General features: G+C 60.4%; 25 protein-coding genes and 2 pseudogenes. 20 read left to right on the top strand and 7 right to left on the bottom strand.

The window, feature by feature from the left end:
* The first annotated feature begins 2 nt into the window (after positions 1-2).
* The 12 genes from AMK02_RS24130 to virB11 are packed head-to-tail and all read left to right on the top strand — an operon-like array spanning position 3 to position 9,582.
* Positions 3-671, top strand: a complete 669-nt coding sequence (locus AMK02_RS24130) for a transglycosylase SLT domain-containing protein (RefSeq protein ID WP_016737445.1) — start codon at positions 3-5, stop codon at positions 669-671.
* Complete coding sequence (locus AMK02_RS24135) at positions 668-967, top strand: TrbC/VirB2 family protein (RefSeq protein WP_007636189.1); 300 nt, start codon at positions 668-670, stop codon at positions 965-967. The genes AMK02_RS24130 and AMK02_RS24135 overlap by 4 nt, the downstream gene beginning before the upstream one ends.
* A gap of 5 nt (positions 968-972) precedes the next feature.
* Positions 973-1,311: a type IV secretion system protein VirB3 gene (locus AMK02_RS24140; protein ID WP_011053369.1), complete on the top strand. Its 339-nt coding sequence runs from the start codon at positions 973-975 to the stop codon at positions 1,309-1,311.
* The gene (locus AMK02_RS24145) at positions 1,304-3,670 is read left to right on the top strand and encodes a VirB4 family type IV secretion/conjugal transfer ATPase (protein WP_046977188.1); all 2,367 of its coding nucleotides are present in this window, start codon (positions 1,304-1,306) and stop codon (positions 3,668-3,670) included. Before AMK02_RS24140 ends, AMK02_RS24145 begins: the two co-directional genes overlap by 8 nt.
* A complete protein-coding gene (gene virB5, locus AMK02_RS24150) occupies positions 3,667-4,368 on the top strand; it encodes a P-type DNA transfer protein VirB5 (protein ID WP_016737448.1) in 702 nt (233 codons plus the stop codon). The genes AMK02_RS24145 and virB5 overlap by 4 nt, the downstream gene beginning before the upstream one ends.
* Entirely contained in the window at positions 4,365-4,580 is a 216-nt protein-coding gene (locus AMK02_RS24155; protein WP_016737449.1) for an EexN family lipoprotein, read from the top strand. Before virB5 ends, AMK02_RS24155 begins: the two co-directional genes overlap by 4 nt.
* 2 nt (positions 4,581-4,582) lie before the next feature.
* Positions 4,583-5,515 carry a type IV secretion system protein gene (locus AMK02_RS24160; RefSeq protein WP_046977189.1) on the top strand — a complete coding sequence of 311 codons (933 nt, stop codon included), beginning with the start codon at positions 4,583-4,585 and terminating at the stop codon, positions 5,513-5,515.
* A 41-nt stretch (positions 5,516-5,556) separates the two neighbouring features.
* A complete protein-coding gene (locus AMK02_RS32285) occupies positions 5,557-5,838 on the top strand; it encodes a hypothetical protein (protein WP_016737561.1) in 282 nt (93 codons plus the stop codon).
* Between the two features lies 1 nt (position 5,839).
* Positions 5,840-6,511 (top strand): virB8 family protein, encoded by a 672-nt coding sequence (locus AMK02_RS24165; protein WP_046977190.1) that lies wholly within the window; start codon positions 5,840-5,842, stop codon positions 6,509-6,511.
* On the top strand, positions 6,508-7,365 hold the full coding sequence (virB9, locus tag AMK02_RS24170) for a P-type conjugative transfer protein VirB9 (protein WP_016737451.1): 858 nt from the start codon (positions 6,508-6,510) through the stop codon (positions 7,363-7,365). Before AMK02_RS24165 ends, virB9 begins: the two co-directional genes overlap by 4 nt.
* An 8-nt stretch (positions 7,366-7,373) precedes the next feature.
* Complete coding sequence (gene virB10 / locus AMK02_RS24175) at positions 7,374-8,546, top strand: type IV secretion system protein VirB10 (protein ID WP_016737452.1); 1,173 nt, start codon at positions 7,374-7,376, stop codon at positions 8,544-8,546.
* Positions 8,547-8,553: 7 nt separating this feature from the next.
* The gene (gene virB11 / locus AMK02_RS24180; protein WP_046977191.1) at positions 8,554-9,582 is read left to right on the top strand and encodes a P-type DNA transfer ATPase VirB11; all 1,029 of its coding nucleotides are present in this window, start codon (positions 8,554-8,556) and stop codon (positions 9,580-9,582) included.
* Positions 9,583-9,625: 43 nt separating this feature from the next.
* Here the strand turns inward: virB11 and AMK02_RS24185 are convergent, their stop codons facing one another.
* The 3 genes from AMK02_RS24185 to AMK02_RS24195 all read right to left on the bottom strand — a co-directional run bounded on the left by AMK02_RS24185 (position 9,626) and on the right by AMK02_RS24195 (position 12,340).
* Positions 9,626-10,204, bottom strand: coding sequence for a PIN domain-containing protein (locus tag AMK02_RS24185; RefSeq protein ID WP_016737454.1), 579 nt, complete (start codon positions 10,202-10,204; stop codon positions 9,626-9,628).
* Positions 10,194-10,640, bottom strand: a complete 447-nt coding sequence (locus AMK02_RS24190) for a hypothetical protein (protein WP_029532409.1) — start codon at positions 10,638-10,640, stop codon at positions 10,194-10,196. Before AMK02_RS24190 ends, AMK02_RS24185 begins: the two co-directional genes overlap by 11 nt.
* 509 nt (positions 10,641-11,149) lie before the next feature.
* On the bottom strand, positions 11,150-12,340 hold the full coding sequence (locus AMK02_RS24195) for a DUF1173 domain-containing protein (RefSeq protein WP_016737456.1): 1,191 nt from the start codon (positions 12,338-12,340) through the stop codon (positions 11,150-11,152).
* A 310-nt stretch (positions 12,341-12,650) separates the two neighbouring features.
* Here AMK02_RS24195 and AMK02_RS31415 point away from each other — a divergent pair.
* From AMK02_RS31415 to AMK02_RS31905, 6 genes and pseudogenes are all read left to right on the top strand, one after another.
* Positions 12,651-12,910, top strand: a pseudogene (locus tag AMK02_RS31415) (toprim domain-containing protein); the annotation flags it as partial.
* A 322-nt stretch (positions 12,911-13,232) separates the two neighbouring features.
* A pseudogene (locus AMK02_RS24200) lies at positions 13,233-14,173 on the top strand (DUF2493 domain-containing protein).
* Between the two features lie 84 nt (positions 14,174-14,257).
* Complete coding sequence (locus AMK02_RS24205; protein WP_004676093.1) at positions 14,258-14,524, top strand: type II toxin-antitoxin system Phd/YefM family antitoxin; 267 nt, start codon at positions 14,258-14,260, stop codon at positions 14,522-14,524.
* Positions 14,521-14,919, top strand: a complete 399-nt coding sequence (locus AMK02_RS24210) for a type II toxin-antitoxin system VapC family toxin (RefSeq protein ID WP_008536014.1) — start codon at positions 14,521-14,523, stop codon at positions 14,917-14,919. The genes AMK02_RS24205 and AMK02_RS24210 overlap by 4 nt, the downstream gene beginning before the upstream one ends.
* A 606-nt stretch (positions 14,920-15,525) precedes the next feature.
* Positions 15,526-15,849 carry a DUF736 domain-containing protein gene (locus AMK02_RS24215; RefSeq protein WP_064807216.1) on the top strand — a complete coding sequence of 108 codons (324 nt, stop codon included), beginning with the start codon at positions 15,526-15,528 and terminating at the stop codon, positions 15,847-15,849.
* A gap of 345 nt (positions 15,850-16,194) precedes the next feature.
* Positions 16,195-16,362: a hypothetical protein gene (locus AMK02_RS31905; protein ID WP_004676096.1), complete on the top strand. Its 168-nt coding sequence runs from the start codon at positions 16,195-16,197 to the stop codon at positions 16,360-16,362.
* An 80-nt stretch (positions 16,363-16,442) separates the two neighbouring features.
* Here AMK02_RS31905 and AMK02_RS24220 read toward each other — a convergent pair whose 3' ends face one another.
* Entirely contained in the window at positions 16,443-16,748 is a 306-nt protein-coding gene (locus AMK02_RS24220) for a WGR domain-containing protein (RefSeq protein WP_004676097.1), read from the bottom strand.
* A gap of 502 nt (positions 16,749-17,250) precedes the next feature.
* On the opposite strand from AMK02_RS24220, the gene AMK02_RS24225 reads away from it, so the two are divergent.
* Together AMK02_RS24225 and AMK02_RS24230 are read left to right on the top strand one after the other, a co-directional pair.
* Positions 17,251-17,733, top strand: coding sequence for a hypothetical protein (locus AMK02_RS24225; RefSeq protein ID WP_004676098.1), 483 nt, complete (start codon positions 17,251-17,253; stop codon positions 17,731-17,733).
* Positions 17,734-17,887: 154 nt separating this feature from the next.
* Entirely contained in the window at positions 17,888-18,157 is a 270-nt protein-coding gene (locus AMK02_RS24230) for a type II toxin-antitoxin system prevent-host-death family antitoxin (RefSeq protein ID WP_008536018.1), read from the top strand.
* An 8-nt stretch (positions 18,158-18,165) separates the two neighbouring features.
* Here the strand turns inward: AMK02_RS24230 and traG are convergent, their stop codons facing one another.
* Genes traG through AMK02_RS24245 form a run of 3 tightly spaced genes read right to left on the bottom strand, consistent with a single transcriptional unit; the run spans position 18,166 to position 20,592 of the window.
* A complete protein-coding gene (traG, locus tag AMK02_RS24235; RefSeq protein ID WP_046977192.1) occupies positions 18,166-20,085 on the bottom strand; it encodes a Ti-type conjugative transfer system protein TraG in 1,920 nt (639 codons plus the stop codon).
* Complete coding sequence (locus AMK02_RS24240; protein ID WP_011053389.1) at positions 20,076-20,315, bottom strand: conjugal transfer protein TraD; 240 nt, start codon at positions 20,313-20,315, stop codon at positions 20,076-20,078. The genes traG and AMK02_RS24240 overlap by 10 nt, the downstream gene beginning before the upstream one ends.
* Positions 20,305-20,592, bottom strand: coding sequence for a TraC family protein (locus AMK02_RS24245; protein WP_016737548.1), 288 nt, complete (start codon positions 20,590-20,592; stop codon positions 20,305-20,307). The genes AMK02_RS24240 and AMK02_RS24245 overlap by 11 nt, the downstream gene beginning before the upstream one ends.
* Positions 20,593-20,743: the final 151 nt, after the last annotated feature.

The following is a 20,743-nucleotide window of genomic DNA, read 5'->3' on the forward strand; positions in this document are numbered from 1 at the left end:
CGATGGGTGCTGCATTCGTCGAAATCGCGCAAACCTGTGCGCCGATGGTTCAGGTCGAGACGCTGGCCGGCATTGTCAGCCTTGAGAGCCGGTTTCAGCCCTTCGCCATCCGCATCAACACCGGCCCGCCGCTGGCCACCCAACCCGCATCGAAGGCCGAAGCGATCGAGGTTGCCACGTCTCTGCATGCCGATCGCCAGGATATTCAGATCGGCCTTGGCGGTATTGGCATCGAGGCGCTCCAAAAACTGAAGCTATCCGTCGCCGACGCCTTCGATCCCTGCATGAACCTCAAGGCCACGGCTACGCTTCTCGACGGATACTACCGCGCCGCATTACGCGCGGGGGATCCGGCTCAGGCCGAAAGGGTGATGCTCCAGTCCTATTATGGCCGCGATGATCCATCCCTCGGCGCCATGGCCAAATATGACGAGCAGGTACGCCAGGAAGCAAAGCAGTTATCGCCAACGCTTGCCTCGCTCACCATTGGCGCACGCGGTGACCAGGCCGGGTCGGGCGGGCAGCCACAGGATGAGGTGGTACCAGCACTTCCCGAACCGCCTTTACAACCCTCCCAAACCGTCGAGGCTCCATCCTGGGACGTGTTCAGCTCAGGGCGGCAATCCTCGATTCTCGTTTTCCAGAATGATCGATCGGAGCAAAGTGAATGATCTCCAAAGCCCCTCTTCGCCCCCTTGCCGCATCCACGCTGATGGCGGCCGCCATTGTCATCTGCCTGGTCGAGCCAGCCTTCGCCCAGGCCGCCGGTATCGAAACCGTTTTGCAGAACATCGTCGACATGCTGACCGGCAATATCGCCCGCCTACTGGCCGTCATCGCCGTCATCATTATCTGCATCGCCTGGATGTTTGGCTACATGGATTTGAGGCGGGCCGGCTTCTGGATCATCGGGATCGGCGGCATTTTCGGCGCCACCGAGCTGGTCAATACCATCGTCGGGAATTGAGCGCTATGGCGAGCATTCCGAGTCTCGAAGACGACACGTTGTTTCTCGCCTGCACGCGCCCGGCAATGATCGCTGGCGTGACGATGGAGGCGATGGGCGTCAACATCATGCTGACGACCATCCTTTATATCACTGCGGGATCAATCGCCTACGCGCTGGTCGGCATCGTTTTCCATGTCCTGTTTCGCGCGCTCGTCAAGCACGACCACAATATGTTTCGGATCCTGATTGCGTGGATCGAAACCCGTGGCCGCTCCCGCAATACCGCGTATTGGGGCGGCGCCACTCTCTCGCCTCTGACGCTCACCCGGCGTTATGACGAAAGGGATCTCAGCTTTGTCTAACATTGCGACGCTCCGGTCGCGCGAGCTAGGGCCGGAGACCTTCATTCCCTATGTCAGGCATGTCGACGAGACGACGATTGCGCTCGAATCCCGAGCGTTGATGACAATGATCGCTCTCGACGGCGTTTCCTTCGAGACATCAGACGTCAGGGATCTCAACGGCCTGCACCGCAGCCTGAACACGCTCTATCGCAATATCGCCGACGAGCGACTGGCGCTCTGGACGCATGTGGTGCGCCGCCGCGACAATGCCTATCCCGAGGGACGCTTCGCCAATCCCTTTTCCGACGGTCTGAACGCGCGATATCGGGAGCGGATGGTGAATGAAGACCTGTTTCGCAACGATCTCTACCTCACCCTTGTCTGGCATCCCGGGCGGGATGCGGCCGAAAAGGCCGCCAAGCTTCTCTCTCGACTCAGCAAGGCGCGCCGATCCGATACCGAACTTGACGGGCAGGCTCTGAAGCATCTGCGTGACCACGTGGCGGATGTCGCCGCCGGCCTGCAGCGCTTTGGGCCGCGGCAGCTTACCCTCCACGAACATGACGGCATCCTGTTCTCCGAGCCGAGCGAAGTTCTCCACCAGATCGTCGGTGGACGGCGGGAGCCGATCCCATTGACGGAGGGACGAATTTCCTCGGCGATCTATTCCGATAGGGTCATTTTCGGGCGCGAGACCATTGAAATCCGTCACGAGGCCGACAGCCGCTATGCCGGCATGTTCGGCTTCAAGGAATATCCGGCGACGACGCGCAGCGGCATGCTCGACGCTATCCTGACCGCACCTTTCGAGCTCATCCTGACGCAGTCCTTCGCCTTCACCTCAAAGGCCGATGCCCGCACGATCATGGGTCGCAAGCAGAACCAGATGGTCAGTGCCGGCGACAAGGCAGCCTCGCAGATCGAAGAACTCGGTGAGGCGATGGACGATCTCGAATCCAATCGCTTCGTTCTTGGGGAACATCATCTTACGCTTGCCGTCTTCGCGCCCTCGGTCAAGGAACTGACTGATCACATGGCGAAAGCGCGGGCCTATCTCACCAGCGGCGGCGCGGTCGTCGCCCGCGAGGATCTTGGGCTCGAGGCTGCCTGGTGGGCGCAAGTGCCGGGCAATTTCCGCTATCGCGCGCGCTCGGGAGCGATCACGTCGCGCAACTTCGCAGCCCTTGCTCCCTATCACTCCTATCCGACAGGTCAGAAGGACGGCAACGAGTGGGGACCGGCGGTCGCCATGCTCAAGACCGCGTCCGGCTCACCCTTCTATTTCAACTTTCACCACGGCGACCTCGGCAACACGTTCGTCTGCGGCCCGTCGGGTGCGGGCAAGACGGTGCTGTTGAACTTCATGCTGTCGCAGCTCGAAAAGCACGATCCGCATATGGTCTTTTTCGACAAGGACCGCGGCGCGGATCTCTTCGTGCGGGCGGCCGGCGGCACCTATCTGCCGCTGAGAAATGGTGTCGCCACCGGCTGCGCGCCGTTGAAAGCACTGGAATTCACTGCGGAAAACAAAGTATTCCTCACCGGTTGGATCGCCAAGCTGGTCCGATCCGGACCTGGCGAATTATCGATTACCGAGTTGCGCGACATCACCTCGGCGGTCGACGGGGTGGCGGACCTGCCGGTGGAGCGTCGCTCCATCGGCGCCCTGCGCACCTTCCTCAACAATACCGATCCCGAGGGCATTGCCGCACGTCTGCGACGGTGGGAGAGGGGCGGGCCGCTTGGCTGGGTCTTCGACAACGAGGCTGACGATATCGGTATCGGCCCCAGGTTCATCGGCTACGACATGACCGATTTCCTCGACAATGAGGAGATCCGCACGCCGTTGATGGCCTACCTGTTCTATCGCATCGAGCAGCTGATCGACGGGCGTCGCATCATCATCGTCATCGACGAGTTCTGGAAGGCGCTGCAGGACGAAGGCTTTCGTGATCTCGCCCAGAACAAGCTCAAGACGATCCGCAAGCAGAACGGTCTCATGCTGTTTGCGACCCAGAGCCCGCGCGACGCCATCGTATCGCCGATCGCCCACACGATCATCGAGCAGTGCCCGACCCAGATCTTTCTTCCGAACCCGCGCGGCGACCGCGCCGACTATGTCGACGGCTTCAAGCTGACTGAGCGCGAATTCGAGCTCGTCTCACGCGAACTCTCTGTCGAGAGCCGCCGGTTCATCGTCAAGCAGGGGCACAACAGCGTTGTCGCCGAGCTGAACCTCAACGGCTTCGACGACGAACTTGCCATCCTCTCCGGCCGGACGGCCAATGTCGAGCTTGCCGATGCTATCCGTTTGGAGATCGGCGAGGGACGGGAGGATTGGCTTGCCGTGTTTCATCAGAGGAGGAAGACAGCATGATCCGAACAGGAACGATGCGGCCATTATTTGTATCGGCCGCTCTTTTAGCGTCGGCGATGCTGGCGTCGGCCCAGGGCATCCCGGTCATCGATCAGACATCGATCGCCAAGCAGATTGAGAGCATCACGCAGCTGAAGTCCCAGCTCGACGCCTTGAACCAGCAGCTCCAGCAAGCCCAGCAGCTCTACGGCTCGCTGAACAAGATCACCAACATGGCCGACGTCGCCAACCTGCTGAACGATCCGTCGATCCGCAAGGCGCTTCCGCAGGACTTCAACGCAATCGAGGGCCTGTTCCAAGGTTCCGGCAGCGGCGTCTTCGGCAGTTCCGCTTCGAAATTCCTTCAGGATAACTCCAGCTATCGCACCGATGCCGACGATTTCTATGCGCAGGAACTGTCGCGCATCCAGAACCAGAACGCCGGGCAGATGAGCCTCGGCCGGCAGATCTACGATGCGGCGACCAAGCGCATCGGCGGCATCGATGAGCTTCGCCAGAAAATCTCCGGTGCGGCCGACGCCAAGGACATCGCCGATCTGCAGGCCCGTCTCCAGGCCGAGACCGCCTTCCTGCAAACCGACGTCCTGCGCATGCAGGGCCTGCAGATGGTCCAGCAGGCCCAGGTGCAGGTCGATGAGCAGCGCAAGGCCGAGGACTGGCGCAAGCGCATGGACACGATGGGAGCGGCGCTGAAATGAAGTGGCTTCTTTCCAGCGCGGCCTTGCTTTTTCTGGTGGCCTGCTCCCCACAGGTGGATAAGATTTACACCGTCGATGAGCTCATGCCGGACGATGGTCTGCTCGCTAGATGCCGTAACAATCCCGGAGAACTCCGCGATACGCCCAATTGCCGCAACGCCGAGGCAGCCGACGGCCGGCTGGAGCGGATGGGCAAATCGTTGGGAGGCTGACGATGTATCAGGTCTTCAGCTTCGTCGACGGACAGTTCAAGACACCGCTGGAAAACTTCATTTCCTCCGGCACCTCGAATATCGCCAGTTGGGTCAGCGGCCCGCTGACGGCCACCCTCACGCTCTATGTCGTGCTCTACGGTTATCTCGTTCTGCGCGGCTCCGTGCAGGAACCGATCCTCGAATTCGCCTTCCGGGCGATGAAGCTCGCCATCATCGTCATGCTGGTGAGGAACGCCGGCGACTATCAGACCTACGTCACCAATATTTTTTTCGATGCGCTCCCGCGCGAAATCTCGCAGGCGCTGAATTCGGGCACGGCGCCGAGCGCGTCGACCTTCGACAGCCTGCTCGATAAGGGCCAGAAATGCGCCAAAGAGATATGGTCGCGGGGTTCCTGGCCTATCGATATCGTCACCGGCGTGGGCGGCCTACTGGTTATCGGCGCAAGCTTTCTTGTCGCGGCGATCGGTTATATCGTTTCGCTCTATGCCCGGCTGGCGCTTGCCATCGTGCTGGCAATAGGTCCGATCTTCATCGCGCTCGCGATGTTCCAGTCGACCCGCCGGTTCACCGAATCCTGGATCGGCCAGCTCGTCAATTTCGTCATCCTTCAGGTGCTGGTCGTTGCCATCGGCTCGCTGCTGATCACCTGCATCGATACGACGTTTACGGCGATCGAAGGTTATAGCGACGTGCTGATGCGGCCGATCGCGCTCTGCGCCATTTGCGTCGCCGCACTCTACGTCTTCTACCAACTGCCCGGCATTGCTTCGGCTCTTGCGGCGGGCGGGGCGTCGCTCACCTATGGCTACGGCGCGGCCCGCGATGCGCATGAAAGCACGCTCGCCTGGGCGACATCCCACACAGTCAGAGCGGTCGGCCGCGGCGCGCGTTCCGTTGGCCGCCGCCTGACTCCAGGCCGGACGGAATGACGGCCACCAACGCTTCAGACAATTGAACAGGTTTTTTTTGGATGCTCCGTATCGTTTTATCGTTTTTGCTGACCGCCGGTCTCGTAGGCTGCGGTTCGATTTCCCAATCGTTGCCCAAATGTGATGGTTATTCCCGCCGGCCGCTGAACCGTGCCATGTGGCAATGGCAGGGCAGTGGAGGAGAGCAGCCGGCGACCGGGGCTGTTCCCGCAGAGCCGACCAGTCACGCTGCCTCCTATGTGGCGGAACCATCTTCAGCCAGACCAGCCGCTTTCGCGCATTTCGATGTCGCGGGCTCCTACCGTCCATGCGAGGGCGAGTGACATGGTGACCACCGACAACCTCAAAAGTTACTTCGACAAGGCCCGCCGGTTCGATCAGGATCGGATGATCCAGGTCGAGCGCTCCGCCCGCATCGCCTGGTTCGTCGCTGTTTGCGCCGGCACGCTTGCTGCCGTTTCCGTCTTTGCCATTGCCGGCCTCACGCCTTTGAAAACCGTCGAGCCCTTCGTCGTGCGGGTCGACAATTCCACAGGCATTGTTGACGTGGTCTCGGCGCTGACATCGACCGCCGGCACCTACGACGAGGCCGTCACCAAATATTTCGCGGCCAAATATGTCCGCGCCCGCGAGGGCTACGTCTGGAGCGAGGGCGAGGAGAATTTCCGCACCGTCGCCTTGCTGTCGACGCAGCCGGAGCAGACTCGATTTGCCGCAGTCTACCGCGGCAGCAATCCAGAGTCCCCGCAGAACATTTATGGCCGCAGCGCCACGTCGCGGATCAACATTGTTTCCATCTCGCTGATCAACGCCAATGTGGCATCCGTCCGCTATATGAAGACCGTGACCCGCGGTGACGAGGTGCGCACCACGCACTGGGTTGCGACCCTAACCTTCTCCTATGCCAACGCTCCGATGTCCTCGACCGACCGGCTGACCAATCCGCTGGGCTTCGTCGTCAGCGAATATCGCGCCGATCCGGAGGCCATCAATTGAGACCGCACTTTCTCCTTCCGCTCATCCTGGCCGGCGGGTTTTCGTCTGCAGCGCTCGCCCTCGAGACGCCGCGCGGCGCCGCGCAGGACAGCCGCATCCGTTTCGTTGACTACCAGCCCTATAACATCACCAAAGTCGTCGGCACGCTGCGGTCTTCGGTGCAGATCGAATTTGCCGCCGACGAGGAAATCGCTCATGTGGCGCTTGGCAACAGCGTCGCCTGGGAGGTGGCGCCGGCCGGCAACATCCTGTTCCTGAAGCCTCGGGAAAATCAGCCGATGACGAATATCTCGGTCGTGACGACACGACGGGACGGCTCGATCCGCAGCTATCAGATGGAACTCACCGTCCGCGACGGCAGTGTCGAAGCCGGTCAGAACACCTATTTCTATGTGAAATATCGCTATGCCGCTGATGAAGCGGAGCGGCGCCGGCAGGAAGCAGCTGCGCGCGCGCAGGCGGCGCAGGCCGGTGAGGCCGATCGCGTGCTTGCCCTTCACGAGGCCTATGGACCGCGCAACTGGCGTTATTCCGCGCAAGGATCCCAAGCGCTCGAACCGCAAGCGGTCTATGACAACGGCAAGGTCACCACCTTCGCTTTTGCCGGCAACCAGGAAATGCCGGCGATCTATATGGAAAATTCCGACGGCAGCGAAAGCCTGGTTCCGAAGTCAGTCGACGGCAATCTCGTCCTCGTTCACGCGATCAGCCGCAAGTTCATACTGCGCCGTGGCGGCGACGTGCTTTGCGTCTTCAACGAAGCCTACGATCGCGTCGGCACCAATCCCGAGACCAACACCACGTCACCATCGGTCGAGCGCGTCGTCAAAGTGCCGCCCGGCGCGGCGCAATAGGAGGTGACATGGCCGAGGAAGAGATTACCCAGATTCCGGGCGAGCGCGCCGAGACGTCGGCCGGCGGCCGGCTCGAAAATAACCCGATCCTCAAACGCGGCGCTGTCGCCTTGGCGATCGTCGTCTTTGTCGCCTTCGCTCTCTGGTCGATGCGAGGGCAGGACAAGCCGTCAGACGGTGCCCAGGCGGAGCGCGTTGTCATCCGGCAGACATCGGATTTCGAACCGGCGAAGGAGCCACAGCCGGTGGCGACACCGCCGCAGGTTCAGCTCCCGACGCCTGTCGCCGCCGAGCAGGCGCCGACCGACGATGACAAGCTGCTCGACGCTGCCCGCCGTGCGCCGGTCATTGCCTATGGCGGCGAGAAATCGCCGGCGACGCGGCGGCAGGATCAGGATGCGGCGGCGGATCAAGCCTTGAATTACGTGCCGCTCGGCGCCAATCCCGACGGCTTCGCCTCGCAGGGCGAAAACGAAGATCAGCGCTTCAACCGCTTGCTGACGCCGACGCAATTGCAGGGATCGCGTGCAGAGACGTTGGGCAATCGCGATTTCATCGTCGCAATGGGGACATCCATTCCTTGCGTTCTCGAGACCGCGCTCTCCTCCGATCAGCCGGGGTTCACGAGCTGCGTCATCAACCGGGACGTTCTTTCAGATAACGGCCGCGTTGTGCTGATGGAAAAAGGCACGCAGGTCGTCGGCGAATATCGCGGCGGCATTCGCCGCGGGCAAAAGCGCGTGTTCGTTCTCTGGAACCGGGCGAAGACGCCGAAAGGCGTGATCATCACGCTGGCATCGCCGGCAACCGATGCGCTTGGCCGGGCGGGCATCGACGGCTATGTGGACGCCCATTGGTGGGAGCGGTTCGGCAGCGCAATGCTCCTGTCGATCGTCGGTGATGCCAGTTCCTATGCCAGCAGCCGGCTGCAGGACAGCGACGTCGAAGCGCAAAATACCACCAGCGCCGGTCAGCAGGCCGCGGCGATCGCCGTCGAGCAGTCGATCAACATTCCCCCGACCCTGATGAAACATCAGGGCGAGCTCGTTTCGATCTTCGTCGCACGCGATCTCGATTTCTCCAGCGTCTACCGGCTTCGTGTGACTGAGCCCCGCATTCGTGTCTATGACCGTGCTGTCCTTGGGGACTTCAGCCCCTCCTCGAAGCTCGTGACAAAATAGGTTCGGGATGACTGAAGCTGCCGACGCCGGCGTCGTGCGCGAACTGCTTTCGCCACTATCACGCTTCCTGCGCGACAAGACGCTTTATGAGGTCATCGTCAACCGGCCGGGACAGGTCGTCACGGAGGGTAGGGACGGATGGCAGACCTATGAGATGCCCGAACTCTCTTTCGACAGGTTGATGCGTCTCGCCCGCTCGGTCGCGAGCTTTTCCAATCAGGCGATCGACGAGACGCGACCGATCCTGTCGGCGACGTTGCCGGATGATGAGCGAATTCAGATCGTCATCCCGCCGGCAACGACGAGGGGAACCGTCAGCATCACCATCCGCAAGCCGTCCTCCGTGTCGCTGACCCTTGAGGATCTCGATCATGGCGGGCTGTTTGCCGATGTCGCGCCTGTCGAAAGCGACGGGAGACCATCAGACCACAGGCTGTTGGAATACTATCGCATTGGCGCCTACAAAGCGTTTCTCCGGGAGGCGGTGTTTGCAAGAAAGAACATCATCATCTCCGGCGCAACCGGGTCGGGAAAAACAACTCTATCGAAAGCGCTGATCCGCCACATTCCGCAAAGCGAGCGGATTATTTCGATCGAAGACACTCCGGAACTGGTGGTCCCGCAGCCCAACCACGTTCGACTGTTCTATTCCAAAGGCGGCCAGGGATTGTCTAAAGTCGATGCGAAGGATCTGCTGGAATCCTGCTTGCGCATGCGGCCCGACCGCATCCTACTTCAGGAGCTCCGAGACGGCACGGCCTTCTACTACATCCGCAATGTCAACTCCGGCCATCCTGGCTCGATCACCACGGTCCATGCCGATTCCGCCCGCCTCGCCTTTGAGCAGCTGACGTTGCTGGTTAAGGAATCGGAGGGGGGTGGTGATCTCGAACGGCACGACATCCGCGAGATGCTGACGATCTCGGTCGACATCATCGTCCAATGCAAGCGGATCGACGGCCGGTTTCGGGTGAGCGAGATCTACTATCGAGACGCCGCGACTGACATCGGCCGCTCTTCGTCGGATCGAGCTTAACGGGTTGCGTCCGGGCCTCTAACAATTCTGTCGGTCTCGACCGTCAGTCCAATTGTGCGGCCTTCTCACGCAGGACCAATGAAAACGCGCGGAGTCCCTGATGGTCCAGTGCATCAATGAATTCGTGAACCGCCGGCACCGTCTTGCGTAAATTCAACCGGGCGCGCCTGATGCTGTCGATCAATGCGCTCGAAAAGGTGGAATGGAGGCCCACGAGGAAATTGTCTGGCGATACGCAGGCCACCCCATGAGGCCGAAGGTCCGCGGCTGGGAAATCCTTGAGATTCCACGTGACAATCACAGAAGCCTTTCCGGCGATGGCTGCAGCTAAAACATGACGATCATCCGGATCCGGTAGCGAGAGGTCGGGGATGAGAATTCGGTGGTTGCCGACATCGGCATCGGGCAAAACTTCCTTGATCCGATCACGGGTCGCTTCCAGACGGGAGAAGGGTATCTCGGGTGAGCCGATGGCCAGATTGCGAATCCACTCGGCGTGGATGTCGTCGGTCCAGCGTGCGTCGACGAGACCGTCGAAAGCACACTGGACCAAGACATTACGCAAATGGAAAGGGTAGAGGACGCAGGCATCATAGACCGCGACAGGCGGCTTAGAGGCCATGATTGACGATCAGATCCTCTGTGTCCTCGGCCAGCGCGTCGAGGCTTTTCTGGCGAGCATCGAGTTTGGCCTTGAGCGCGAGAACATCCTTCAACTTAGCTCGGCGGTGCTTGCCGACATAGCGGAAGGGCAGATCGCCGCGATCCATGCGCAGCACCACGAGAGGACGTGAGATGCCGAGGATGGTGGAGGCGTCGGTCGGGCTCAATTCCTGATCTTCCGTGAGCACGGCAACACGCTTGCCGCGCAACAGATTATCGAGGAGTGCTTCGACAGGTGCGAGAGCCGAGGCTGGGAGAGAAAGGGTTTGAAGTTGTCCACCTTCACGGCGAATCCGTAGTTCCAGTTGGTCGCCCTCCGCCAGATTTGGCATAGGCGCGACGGCCTTGCGGTCGCGATCCGACAATTTGGTAAATTGAAGAACATGGCTGGTCATGGCGAACACCTCTGACCATGTATATAGGGCAAGTCGCTCATAACTGCAATAACTGAAATATCCTCCGCTTTCCATCTCCGATTTCTGGGTGCCATAGGAGCGCGCGGCGAACAAGCTCGACCCGCCAACTTGAAGCGTGGGTTACCCGCCAACGGCAAGCGCTCCGCTTTCGATGTGATCATGCAATGCAAAGGGGGCCGCCTCACCAACTATGCAGAAAAATAGGGCCGCTGGAAAACCAGGGCCCTTTAAGGTGTGAAGGTCAATAACCTCCAGAGGGGAACAGCTGATACGATGGCACTGGGAGGAAAACCATCGACTGCATCAACTGGAGGCAATATGCTCATATTTTGACCGCTTGGTAAAACATTTTTTGTGCAGTGCAGCTATGCAGAAATGGCAGAGAGTTCTCTGGGCCGATTTGACCGGAGCTTCACGCAGTCGAGATCGCCCGCGCGGTGGCTTCCTTTTAGGGCGTATACGTCGCTGACCAAGGAGGCTGGTGTGGATCATGGCAGCCGCGGCATTTCGCCGTCGGCCACACGCCAGATCCACGGCGTCATCTCGGCTCTCGCGGCGATCATCTCATTCAGTGCAACGTCATAGTCTTCGTCGGCCTTCGTCGGAACGATGAACATGGCGATCGGCGCTGGCTTTGCCTCCGGTAAGGTCACGGAGGCAATCGGCTGGTCGCGCGAAAGATCGAACCGGAGTCCTTTCACGCTTCTTCGCTTCAGGCTTGAGAGCCGCTCCAGGAGACGCTGTTCATGGATGGTTTCGAACGGGATCCAGTTCTCGTTGACCACCATCAGCGCCACTTCCTCGACCGAAGCTATCCCCGCTCCCGAAATGCCGAACGTGGCGATGACGATGAGATGAAACCCCTCGTTGGATCGCCACAGTTCCAGTTCGGTTTCATATCGGGCATTCAACCGTTTCCACGCCCCCTCATCGAGCATGAAGGGGAAAGGCAGGTGGCGCACCAGCATCTTCTGGCCATCGCGCGCTGAGGAAAATTCCTTTACCTCTCCGACAGTCATCATCAGTTTCCGCGGACCGGGACCGGTTAACTGGGCGCCGGCCAACATAGCCGCACGCCGCGCTGAAATCCCCTCTTTGTCGTCCTGATGAAACACTTCCGGGACAAACAAGATATCGCTGAGAGGGCCGCCGCGGACGATCATCTGCTTTGCCGCGTTCACCAGACTGCTGCGCACGCGCCCCCAGCCGCGTTTCCCGGCCCATAGCGAGGTCCATTCCGTCAGCTCCCCCATGTCCCAGAGATAATGGAGCATCGCCCTGAGCGAGAGCTTCTTGGGCTCGCTTCGCACAGTCTCCGACGGCTCCGAAGGCGATGTCGACGTCGATCGGCTCCCTCGTTTCGACAGCGAAAAATTGAGTTTCAGCGTTGCCGCACCGGTCGCCGCGTCGATTTGGATGGCGTTGCCGATCAACGGCCCGAGGCCGGATAGCTCATACGGCGGGTCGTAAGACGAGCAGCCGGGATCATGCTGCCGGCCTGAGAGCGGCATGCGTTTGATCAGGAATTGGCCATCCATCCGGGCAATGTACATCGGCACCGGCGGTTGCCGACACGGGCAAAGTGGCCTGAGCTTCTGTTCGTAAGCGCGTTCGAGCTGCGGCAGAAACTCTGGAGAACTGTCGTCGAACGGCTGGTTGCCGATCAAAAACTGTCGCACGTCGTTCCTCCCTTGCCTGACCAAAGGCTGATCGAGCCGTAAAAGGAAGGCGTAGCATGAGCTTCGCGGACTTTACTAGCGCAAATTAGTTAGTATGTAAATGTTACGGCCGCTGGGGCCGATTTCAACGCCATAGGCAGGAAAGAAGATACGTGCATTCCAGCCTCCAAAAATTAAAATTAACGATCATGATAATTAGAAGTCAACGGTGCGTTGATTAGACGTCAGCCCGTCAAAATGTAGAGGCTGCGCCAGCATAAAGTGAGTTCTAATCGCGTGCTACCCAGCCCTTCGAGCCGGCCGGCGCTGAACCGCCAATCACCTTGCCGCCTTCCGACTGCCCGATGGCTGCCGGCGTCTCTACATCGCAGCTGACGCCGATGCGGCCGGCCGGCACGTATCGAGGGATTGAGCTGCCGCGCCCAGGCGCTGGGGATCCTGCCGCTAGTGCTTGCCCCGGAGCTCGGCGACTTCAACGAGGATCTGCGCCGGCTCAGCCCGGAACGGCTCATCGCTAATCTCAGGGCGCAGCTCGTTCTGGGAAACGCTCTGGCCTTTCTGCCCGCATGATCGAGCCGGACGGGGAAGGTGAGGGCGTGAGGGCCTACAGGATGGCCGGTCTCTGCCGGTCGCCGCACGGGTAGGCGCCCGCCCGCGGGCCTGCCGAGAGGCGACCCTTACCATGCGGGGCGGGCCTTCAGCGGGTCGCTCAGGTTTCTTCCCCTGGCTTGGGCCGCGTGCGGCCCGCCATTCCTGGCACAGCAAGAAACCTCCCTTCCGCCGCCCGGCGCTTCGCCGCGGCGTCAGGCGCCGCGGTTCCGGCCCGTCTGCCGCGTGGACAGGGATCGCCGTCAGGCCGCGAGAGGCGCGGCCCAAATCCGACGGAGACCATCTGAACCTAAGTCTTCCCATCGACGACGCCTTCGAGCCCCGCCCCGCCTCGTCCCCAACCGACCGTTTCATCTACGAGATGCAGATCTACGGCCATCGCCCCTTCCAGGATGAACCGGACCCGCGTCCGCTGCCGGAGGAGCCGGTCGTCCAGTCGGCGCTGACCGCCATGTTCGATGCTCTATTCGAAATGCTCGGCGATACCCGCCTGGAGCCCGATCTCGAAGACCTCCTGTGGTCGACGGTCAATCTCTTCCACCGCGCCGGCGAGCGCATCCAGCGGGAGCTTCAGCGTAATGAGGATAGCCAACGCAACGGTCAGCGCGAGCAGGACGGCTCGGAGGTCAAGAGTGTCGAGTTGGAGCGCCTCGTTGCCGAAGGCATCACGCTGCTTGAGCGCCGCAATGCCTTCGAGTTCATGCGCGCCTATGCGGGCGACCACTTCGAAGCCAATGCGGCTCGGCATGGCGGCCGCGGACGGGCTCCAAGGTCAGCCACGCCAACATGACCGCGGCGATGATCGACTCCAGAGACTTTCCATCCGCCCGCCGGCGCGCCGAGACCGAAGTGCTGATCCCGGCAGGCACCAAGATCGCCTTCGGCGGCGGCATCGACTACAATGATCACGAACGAATCTGGGCGAAACTCGATCAAGCCCTCGCCAAATATCCCGACATGGTGCTGCTGCACGGCGGCTCGCCGAAGGGCGCCGAACGTATCGCTGCCTGCTGGGCAGAAGCGCGCAAGGTGATACAGATCGCCTTCAAGCCGAATGGACGAAGCACGCCAAGGCCGCACCGTTCCGCCGCAATGACGACATGCTCTCGGTCATGCCGGCTGGCGTCGTCATCTTCCCCGGCTCCGGCATTACCGGCAATCTTGCCGACAAGGCCCGCCGACTTGGCATCTCCGTTTTGGCAAGCGGCGGGAGATGGCGCGTAAGCGCCATCTGTCCATACGGCTGAAGGAGATGCTTGCATTTCGCAAAAATTGTGTACACATTTGCCGCTGAAACGGAGCTTCGCCATGACCCAATCTCGGCAGCAGATACCATCTCCCCGCCGTGTCGGCGTGCGGGAATTTCGCGGCAACCTGACGTCTTTCCTCAAGCAGGTCGAAGACGGCCAGCGGTTCGTCCTGACGTCGCATCACAAGGTTGTCGCCGAAATCGGCCCGCCGTCAGCCGGCGTCGTCATGCGGAAACCAGGCGCGTTGCGCGGAAAGATCAAAGTTGCCGATGACTTCGATGGTCTGCCGGCGGATGTTCTGAAGTCCATGGAAGACGGGACGTGAGGCTGCTGCTCGATACACATGCCTTGCTGTGGTGGCTGAACGACGACGAGAAGCTAGGGAACCATGCGCGTCGCCTTATTGGCGATCCCGAGAATGATGTCCTCGTCAGTGCTGTCTCCCTTTGGGAAATCACTGTGAAGCTGCGCATCGGCAAACTTGATGCCGATATCGAAGAGATTGTTGCGATTTTGCCGGATCAAGGTTTCGACCGGCTGGATATCTCGGACGCGCATCTTATCGCTCTCGCTGCTCTTCCACTTCATCACCGCGATCCTTTCGATCATCTGCTCATGGCGCAAGCCGTGGCGGAGGGAGCGTATTTGGTTTCGGACGATCAAAATGTCGCGCTTTATGGCATTCCGTTTGTGACTTGCTCCGATCCTGTTGCCTTGTGATCTCACCGAGCTTGGCTCCGCGGATGAAGCCGGCTCAGATCGTTCCGGTTGCGTGTTTGCCAATGGCGATGTACCTGGCGACCCATCGGCGGCTCAGGTGCTTGGGAGCGGGCACGTTTGGGGAAGATCACTCATTCGACGCCCGCGTGAACAGCTTCACCCGGGATTGGAGCACGGTGTGCAGACGGCAATGCGGTGCCGCGGCGACCTCGCCGATCAGCAGAAATGTTATCGAGGTGCTCACAGCCTGCCGCAGCCGGGAGCGGGCGAGGGTATTATGTTGATCGACATGCGGGCGAAGCGTCCGTGGAGTGTGCGGCCAATATCCCCCAGTGCTTGGACCGGGAGGCCATGGTTTGTTGTCTCCTTCGATTGCCCCGAACCATTCCCGTTTTATATCGCTCGTATAGACGACCGCCTGCTTTGGCGGCCAACCCCTGAAGGGGTAAGACTCGCCCGAAATTTTTGCAAAATTCGATTTCGGTTCGTTTATCCTGGTGGAAAATAGAATTTTGCAAAATTTTCAGGCGAGCTGACCGCAGCAGGTCGGCCGTCTCTTCGTGCGCCATCGGGAATGGTCCCGAGCAACCGAAGGAGACAACAACCATGGCCACCACGATCGCAACGCTCACGCAGAAGACCGACGGCATCCTCGAAGGCGTCTTCGCCACGATCCGGGTCAACGCCCCGATCGCCATCGTCCCAAATGCCAGCAAGGCAAGCGAAGAAGCGCCCGACTACCGCGTCATTCACCGCAAGACGGGCTTCGAGATCGGCGCCGCCTGGAACCGCATCGCGCGGCAGACCGGCGAGGAATACCTCTCAGTGAAGCTTGAGGCTCCCGAGATCGGTGTGATCTTCGGCAATCTCGCACTGGCACCCGGCGGCGATCCTAGCAAGAAGGTGATCCTCTGGAACAGCCCGAACTGAAGAACAAAGCGAGCGGCCCCGAGCAATCGGGGCCGGCTTCGCCGTATCTCAGGTTTTGCGCGCAATAGCGGGATTGAAAGCGGGCATCGAGCCCGCCTTCAATCCTCCTGTCGTGCCACACGAGACCAAGGACCCTGTCTGCTCAGATACTTGAAGTCTGCCGTGAGGCTCGTGCCGCCTCAAGGACTTCGCGGCCCCTCCTATTTTCAGCCGGCGCCCTGAAGGGCACCGTCAGAAAATCGGTTCCTCCGCTCGCCGGCTCCGCCGGTCGCTGACGCGATCCTTGACCCGGCCCGATCCTCACGACCCCGGGCGTCATCTTTCACATTTCAGGAGACGACGACGATGACGATTGCACTCGAAATTCAGGTTGAGGAACTGCGGGCCGAGCTCAGAAACGCCGATCCGGCTGAGCGCCGCCAGATCGAAGCGGAGCTGGAGATCGCTCGGGCCGAACTGAGGGTAGCGATCGCCGAGCAGGAGGGCGCCATCGACGCCGCGCCACCCTTCTGAGGCGGCGTTTGCCTCCTCGCCTGGGCCGGCACGCCGGATCGACCGGCGCGTCGACCCGAAGCTGCGCTTCACGCCGATAATTACCGGCAAGGACCAGGAAGACTTCCGCGGACAGCCCGGACCATGGGTTCCCGTCCGACATTTGTGTTCGGCCTATAGCCGCGCGCCCGTTTTGATCGGAGAAGTTCGAGGAACATACGGACTGCATCCTCCTCTCTGTCGAAGTGATGCACCATGGCTTGTCCGATCGTTCCGATGCGTCCCCATCGCCGCGTCAGGCATGGTGTGCCGAACAACGTCGGTTCGATTGCGAGCGCGTAGAAGCGCGCCATGTTTTTCGTCGCGTCCCTGCGTTCGATGTAGAGCTGATAGGGTTGAGTGAGCATGACGGAGAGTCGCCTCTTCCAGCTTTTGCGTCTAACGACACTTATGAATCGGTCGGCCCACACCGATTCATTTTTGTGATGATCGTTGAAGCCGAAGATCATGGATTTGGGCGAGCCGGCCAATCGGCGGCCGGGTGCTATTCGCTCCGCTCACGGAGCCCGAACACCGTCTCCGCCTCCGGTCACGCCCCCTCTCGCGGAATGACGTGAGCGAATTGCCCAGCCGCAGGGCGGCGGTTCTATCCTCGACACCTCCTGCCGGCTCACGCCGGAAACGGTCGCGTCCCCTTCGGGTCCGCGGGTCTCTTCTCTCTCTGACGTCCAATTTTACTCCAGCAAATCCGGCGTCAAGGACGGCGCGTCTCCCCCAATTTTTCCGCTGCTGCGTTTCACTGCGCTCTGGAAAAATCGGTTCCCCCGCTTGCGAGCCGCGTCCCGCGGTCCTTGACCCCTCTTTGCAAGAGAGTGGCCGATCTCCGTCATCAACGAAGGAGATCACATTATGACAACCGATCAGAACCTCATACTCTACACCAAGTTTGCCGGCTTCCGGCTCGTCGTCCTGGCAAACCGCTTCGGCTGCGACAGCGATTTTTCGCGAGAGCTTCACGATCGCCTGGTTGAGGGGCTCGACGCGGCAATCGATCGGATCAGCGTCATCATGGAATTGGAACGAAGTGTTCTCATCGGGGAGGATGAATTCGCCGAATATCAGCTGGAGGGCGAGATCGAGATTTTCGGGCGCTTCACTATCAATCTGCTGGACGAACTCGAAATTGATTACGACACGCATGAATTCCGCGTCAACGGCGGCGATTGGATGAGCGCTTGGGCTGCCGACGACACTGGCGTCGATATCAACTATCCTGAGCTCGTTGCGCTGATTGCGGACGAACTCGGCTCGCTGGCGCCGATCATCAAGGATATCACGTTGGCAACTCGCATCCCGGTCTATGCGGGGCGCGTCGTTTGGTCATGGTGGTAGCAGCACCATCTCACATACTGAGAGGCGACAGACGAGGTTGCCTCTCAGTTGCCGATGGCCCTCAAGTGAGCCGAGGAAGGACGGCTGCGAAGTTTCACAACAATCGCAGTAATGTTGTAAATGCTGTAAATTCCAGCGATAGCAAGGAAGCCCAATGCCGAAGCCAAGCGGGACGTATTCAACCAGTGACCTCTCACGTAAATCCGGCGACATCATCGCCGAGGCGCTGCGTCATCCGGTGACGATCACCCAGCGGAACAAACCCCGGCTGGTTCTCCTCAATATCGAAGATTATCAGCAACTGATCAGGCAGGCAGACCGACGCACCGTCGGCACTATCGAAACGATGCCCGATGAGCTTTTTGCCGAACTCGAAAACGCCGTCGACGCCTATGCCGGCGAGGACGAGGTGGGCCGCTCATAAAACCACGATCATAGCACCGGTTTGACGAAACGATTGACCTTCGCTGCCTGATCCATCTCCTTTCGCCGGAAGTAGATCGCCCGGCCGCAGCGGATCGGACTATGCCCCTGGACGATGATGATCTGCTCGTCCTTCCTCATCGACTGGGTGATCTCGTGCGGCATGATCAGCGGCCGGCGCTGGAAGTTGACGTTCTCGGATCTCCTGGATGCATTGTTCTTCGTGTCCCAGCCGATGTTGCGGGAACTGCCCTTCACCTCCACCGTCATCTCGCCACATTGCGCAGAGAGGTTGCGCGCCGTGTCGAGCGCCTTGATCGCTGCGTAAGAGGCGAAAGCGCAGCCATCGATCCATGACGTCGCGCCATCCTTCCCGAAATGCCGCTCCAACTGCCCGACCGACTGGTACATCAACATCATCGAGATGCCGTACTTGCGGCCGCGGTCGCGCGCCTCCTCGAGCACCCTCATGTAGCCGAGCAGATCGACCTCATCGAGCATGAACAGCGCCCGGCGCTGGAAGGCGCCGTCGGCCTGCACCATGGCGTTGATGAGCGAGCCGATGATCACACGAGCGATGCCCGGATAGGAGCGCAAGATCGATGCGGAGATGTTGAGGAAGACGTCCTTCTTGCCCGAAACGATATCACTCGATTTGAAGGCATTGCCGCAGACGAGCGCGGCATAGCTGTCGAGCGACAGCCACTGGGTATCCTTCGATGCTGTGGAATAGACGCCCGAAAACGTCTGCTCGGTCATGTTGGTGAAGACGCCGAGCGTTTCGCGGATGAAGGCCGAACCGGAATGCTCCTGAATGTCGCGCAGCATAGCGAGCACCGAGGGCTCCGGTTCGGAAACGATCTGGCGGAGACTGCGCAAGCTTCGCCGGCCCTCATATTCGGGCGAGAGCATCACATGGGCGAGCAGACCGGTCAGGAGGTTGTGCGCCTGGTTCTGGAAGTAGGATCCCGTCGAGCTTTCGAAGCGAAGGCTTTCCGACAGCAGCATATGGGCAATGCCGACGATGTCCTCTTCCTTTTGCTTGGATGCTTCGATCCCGTCGAGCACGTTGAAGCCCATGATCGGGTTCGTCGGATCGAGCACCATGACCTCGCGCCCGAGCGCATTGGTGCGGTGCTCGACGACCATGGGTGCGACCTCAGTGGAAGGATCGAGGCAGATCATGGGTCCGGTATATATGAGCGCCGTCGGCACGACGTTGCTGGTCGTTTTGTATCCGCCCGATCCCGCGAAAAACAGCATATGGGTGGAATCGAAGTCCTGTCTGTAGGTGAGCAATGGCGCCTTCCCGCCCTGTCCCCATGTGCTGCGATCGTTTACATCGAAGGGAAGCGCATGGATGATTTCCTTGTCGACCCGATAACGCTCGCCGACCACGATTTCCCCATCCGGCGGGAACAGCTTTCCTGCTGCCGCCATCGGCAGCCAATCGGCATCTCCAAATATTCCACGCCGGGCACGCTTGATTTCATCTGGCACGACGACGGAGATGCGGGCTGACACCGCCACTGCCATGAAGCCGGCGACGGCAGCAATGACTGCGACCATATCAAGATAGGACAGCGCTCGATCCCACGGAACGACCCGGGCCTGCACAGTCGGTGCAAGCCGGCCGAATTCGCGTAGCGCATAGTAGGCGGCAATGCCGAGAAAACACAAAAGACTTGCCATGGCGACCGGCCTTCGCCGATGCAGCGGCAGGGCCCAAACTGTCAGAAGTCCGGCAAGAGGTCCGAACATTAGAGGCAGTACAGGTGCTGCCCGCAGGAACCAATATTCCATCCTTCCCGACATGCCGACGGCGAGCCCTGGCCACCGCCAGCCAACAATGTAGATTGTGATCGTGGTGACGGCGATCGGCGCCAAAACGAGCAGCAGGCTCGGATGCGGTTTCCCTCTTAGGCCCATTCCGCCGTCTCCTTGAGATGCGATGAAACGTCGGCCAGCGACGGAGCCTTGAAAGCCTCTTCGCCGATATCGCGCAGCCGCCGATGCTCAATGGAGCCTGGGGCGAGCTTTGCCAGTTCTATGAGGCCGCCGAGCAGGAATGCCCGATCGGCTTTCGACAGCCCTGCTCTGACGACGATTCCGCCGAGCAGGAACTTCTCGCGCGCGTCGCGCTTCCGCTCAGCCGTCATTTGGAGCCTGCCCCTGCGCTCCAGCGCCGCTATCTCCTGATCGACGCGCTTGAGGAGCGGGGCCAGCGGCGATTTTCCTTTCCCCCTTCCGAAATCGCGCGGCGATTTCCTCGATGATCCGATCGACCTCCTCGTCGGCGATCTCCATCTCCGCCAGCCCGGTTCTGGTCGCGGCGCGGGCAAACCGCTCGGCCGATTTAACTATCAACAATCGTTTGCGTTCGCGCAGCTTTTCGATCTGGGCGTCGAGATCGGAAATCGATGATTTTGTCGCCATTCCTGGTTCCTTTTCTGCTTTGATGTCGAAGGTGCGATTATACTAACTAGAATAAAACAGTAAAATGCGCTAGCGTGCAACCAGAAAAGCGGCATCGGCCCTTCGGTCCGATCTGTTTGAGGGCGCAATATACGTCGCTGTCGCGACGTGC

The organism is Rhizobium sp. N731, assembly GCF_001664145.1.
Taxonomy (GTDB): Bacteria; Pseudomonadota; Alphaproteobacteria; order Rhizobiales; family Rhizobiaceae; genus Rhizobium; species Rhizobium esperanzae.

What these genes read in the sequence shown, in the direction of transcription:
- AMK02_RS24230 (WP_008536018.1), top strand. Translation starts at nt 17,888, where the DNA reads ATGCCGAAGCCAAGCGGGACGTATTCAACCAGTGACCTCTCACGTAAA.
- AMK02_RS24135 (WP_007636189.1), top strand. Translation starts at nt 668, where the DNA reads ATGATCTCCAAAGCCCCTCTTCGCCCCCTTGCCGCATCCACGCTGATG.
- AMK02_RS24130 (WP_016737445.1), top strand. Translation starts at nt 3, where the DNA reads ATGGGTGCTGCATTCGTCGAAATCGCGCAAACCTGTGCGCCGATGGTT.
- AMK02_RS24220 (WP_004676097.1), bottom strand. Translation starts at nt 16,748, where the DNA reads ATGCTCACTCAACCCTATCAGCTCTACATCGAACGCAGGGACGCGACG.
- AMK02_RS24160 (WP_046977189.1), top strand. Translation starts at nt 4,583, where the DNA reads ATGTATCAGGTCTTCAGCTTCGTCGACGGACAGTTCAAGACACCGCTG.
- AMK02_RS24165 (WP_046977190.1), top strand. Translation starts at nt 5,840, where the DNA reads ATGGTGACCACCGACAACCTCAAAAGTTACTTCGACAAGGCCCGCCGG.
- AMK02_RS24240 (WP_011053389.1), bottom strand. Translation starts at nt 20,315, where the DNA reads ATGACGGCTGAGCGGAAGCGCGACGCGCGCGAGAAGTTCCTGCTCGGC.
- virB11 (WP_046977191.1), top strand. Translation starts at nt 8,554, where the DNA reads ATGACTGAAGCTGCCGACGCCGGCGTCGTGCGCGAACTGCTTTCGCCA.
- AMK02_RS24205 (WP_004676093.1), top strand. Translation starts at nt 14,258, where the DNA reads ATGACCCAATCTCGGCAGCAGATACCATCTCCCCGCCGTGTCGGCGTG.
- AMK02_RS32285 (WP_016737561.1), top strand. Translation starts at nt 5,557, where the DNA reads ATGCTCCGTATCGTTTTATCGTTTTTGCTGACCGCCGGTCTCGTAGGC.
- AMK02_RS24185 (WP_016737454.1), bottom strand. Translation starts at nt 10,204, where the DNA reads ATGGCCTCTAAGCCGCCTGTCGCGGTCTATGATGCCTGCGTCCTCTAC.
- virB5 (WP_016737448.1), top strand. Translation starts at nt 3,667, where the DNA reads ATGATCCGAACAGGAACGATGCGGCCATTATTTGTATCGGCCGCTCTT.
- AMK02_RS31905 (WP_004676096.1), top strand. Translation starts at nt 16,195, where the DNA reads ATGACGATTGCACTCGAAATTCAGGTTGAGGAACTGCGGGCCGAGCTC.
- AMK02_RS24215 (WP_064807216.1), top strand. Translation starts at nt 15,526, where the DNA reads ATGGCCACCACGATCGCAACGCTCACGCAGAAGACCGACGGCATCCTC.
- traG (WP_046977192.1), bottom strand. Translation starts at nt 20,085, where the DNA reads ATGGGCCTAAGAGGGAAACCGCATCCGAGCCTGCTGCTCGTTTTGGCG.
- AMK02_RS24190 (WP_029532409.1), bottom strand. Translation starts at nt 10,640, where the DNA reads ATGACCAGCCATGTTCTTCAATTTACCAAATTGTCGGATCGCGACCGC.
- virB10 (WP_016737452.1), top strand. Translation starts at nt 7,374, where the DNA reads ATGGCCGAGGAAGAGATTACCCAGATTCCGGGCGAGCGCGCCGAGACG.
- AMK02_RS24155 (WP_016737449.1), top strand. Translation starts at nt 4,365, where the DNA reads ATGAAGTGGCTTCTTTCCAGCGCGGCCTTGCTTTTTCTGGTGGCCTGC.
- AMK02_RS24140 (WP_011053369.1), top strand. Translation starts at nt 973, where the DNA reads ATGGCGAGCATTCCGAGTCTCGAAGACGACACGTTGTTTCTCGCCTGC.
- AMK02_RS24225 (WP_004676098.1), top strand. Translation starts at nt 17,251, where the DNA reads ATGACAACCGATCAGAACCTCATACTCTACACCAAGTTTGCCGGCTTC.
- AMK02_RS24245 (WP_016737548.1), bottom strand. Translation starts at nt 20,592, where the DNA reads ATGGCGACAAAATCATCGATTTCCGATCTCGACGCCCAGATCGAAAAG.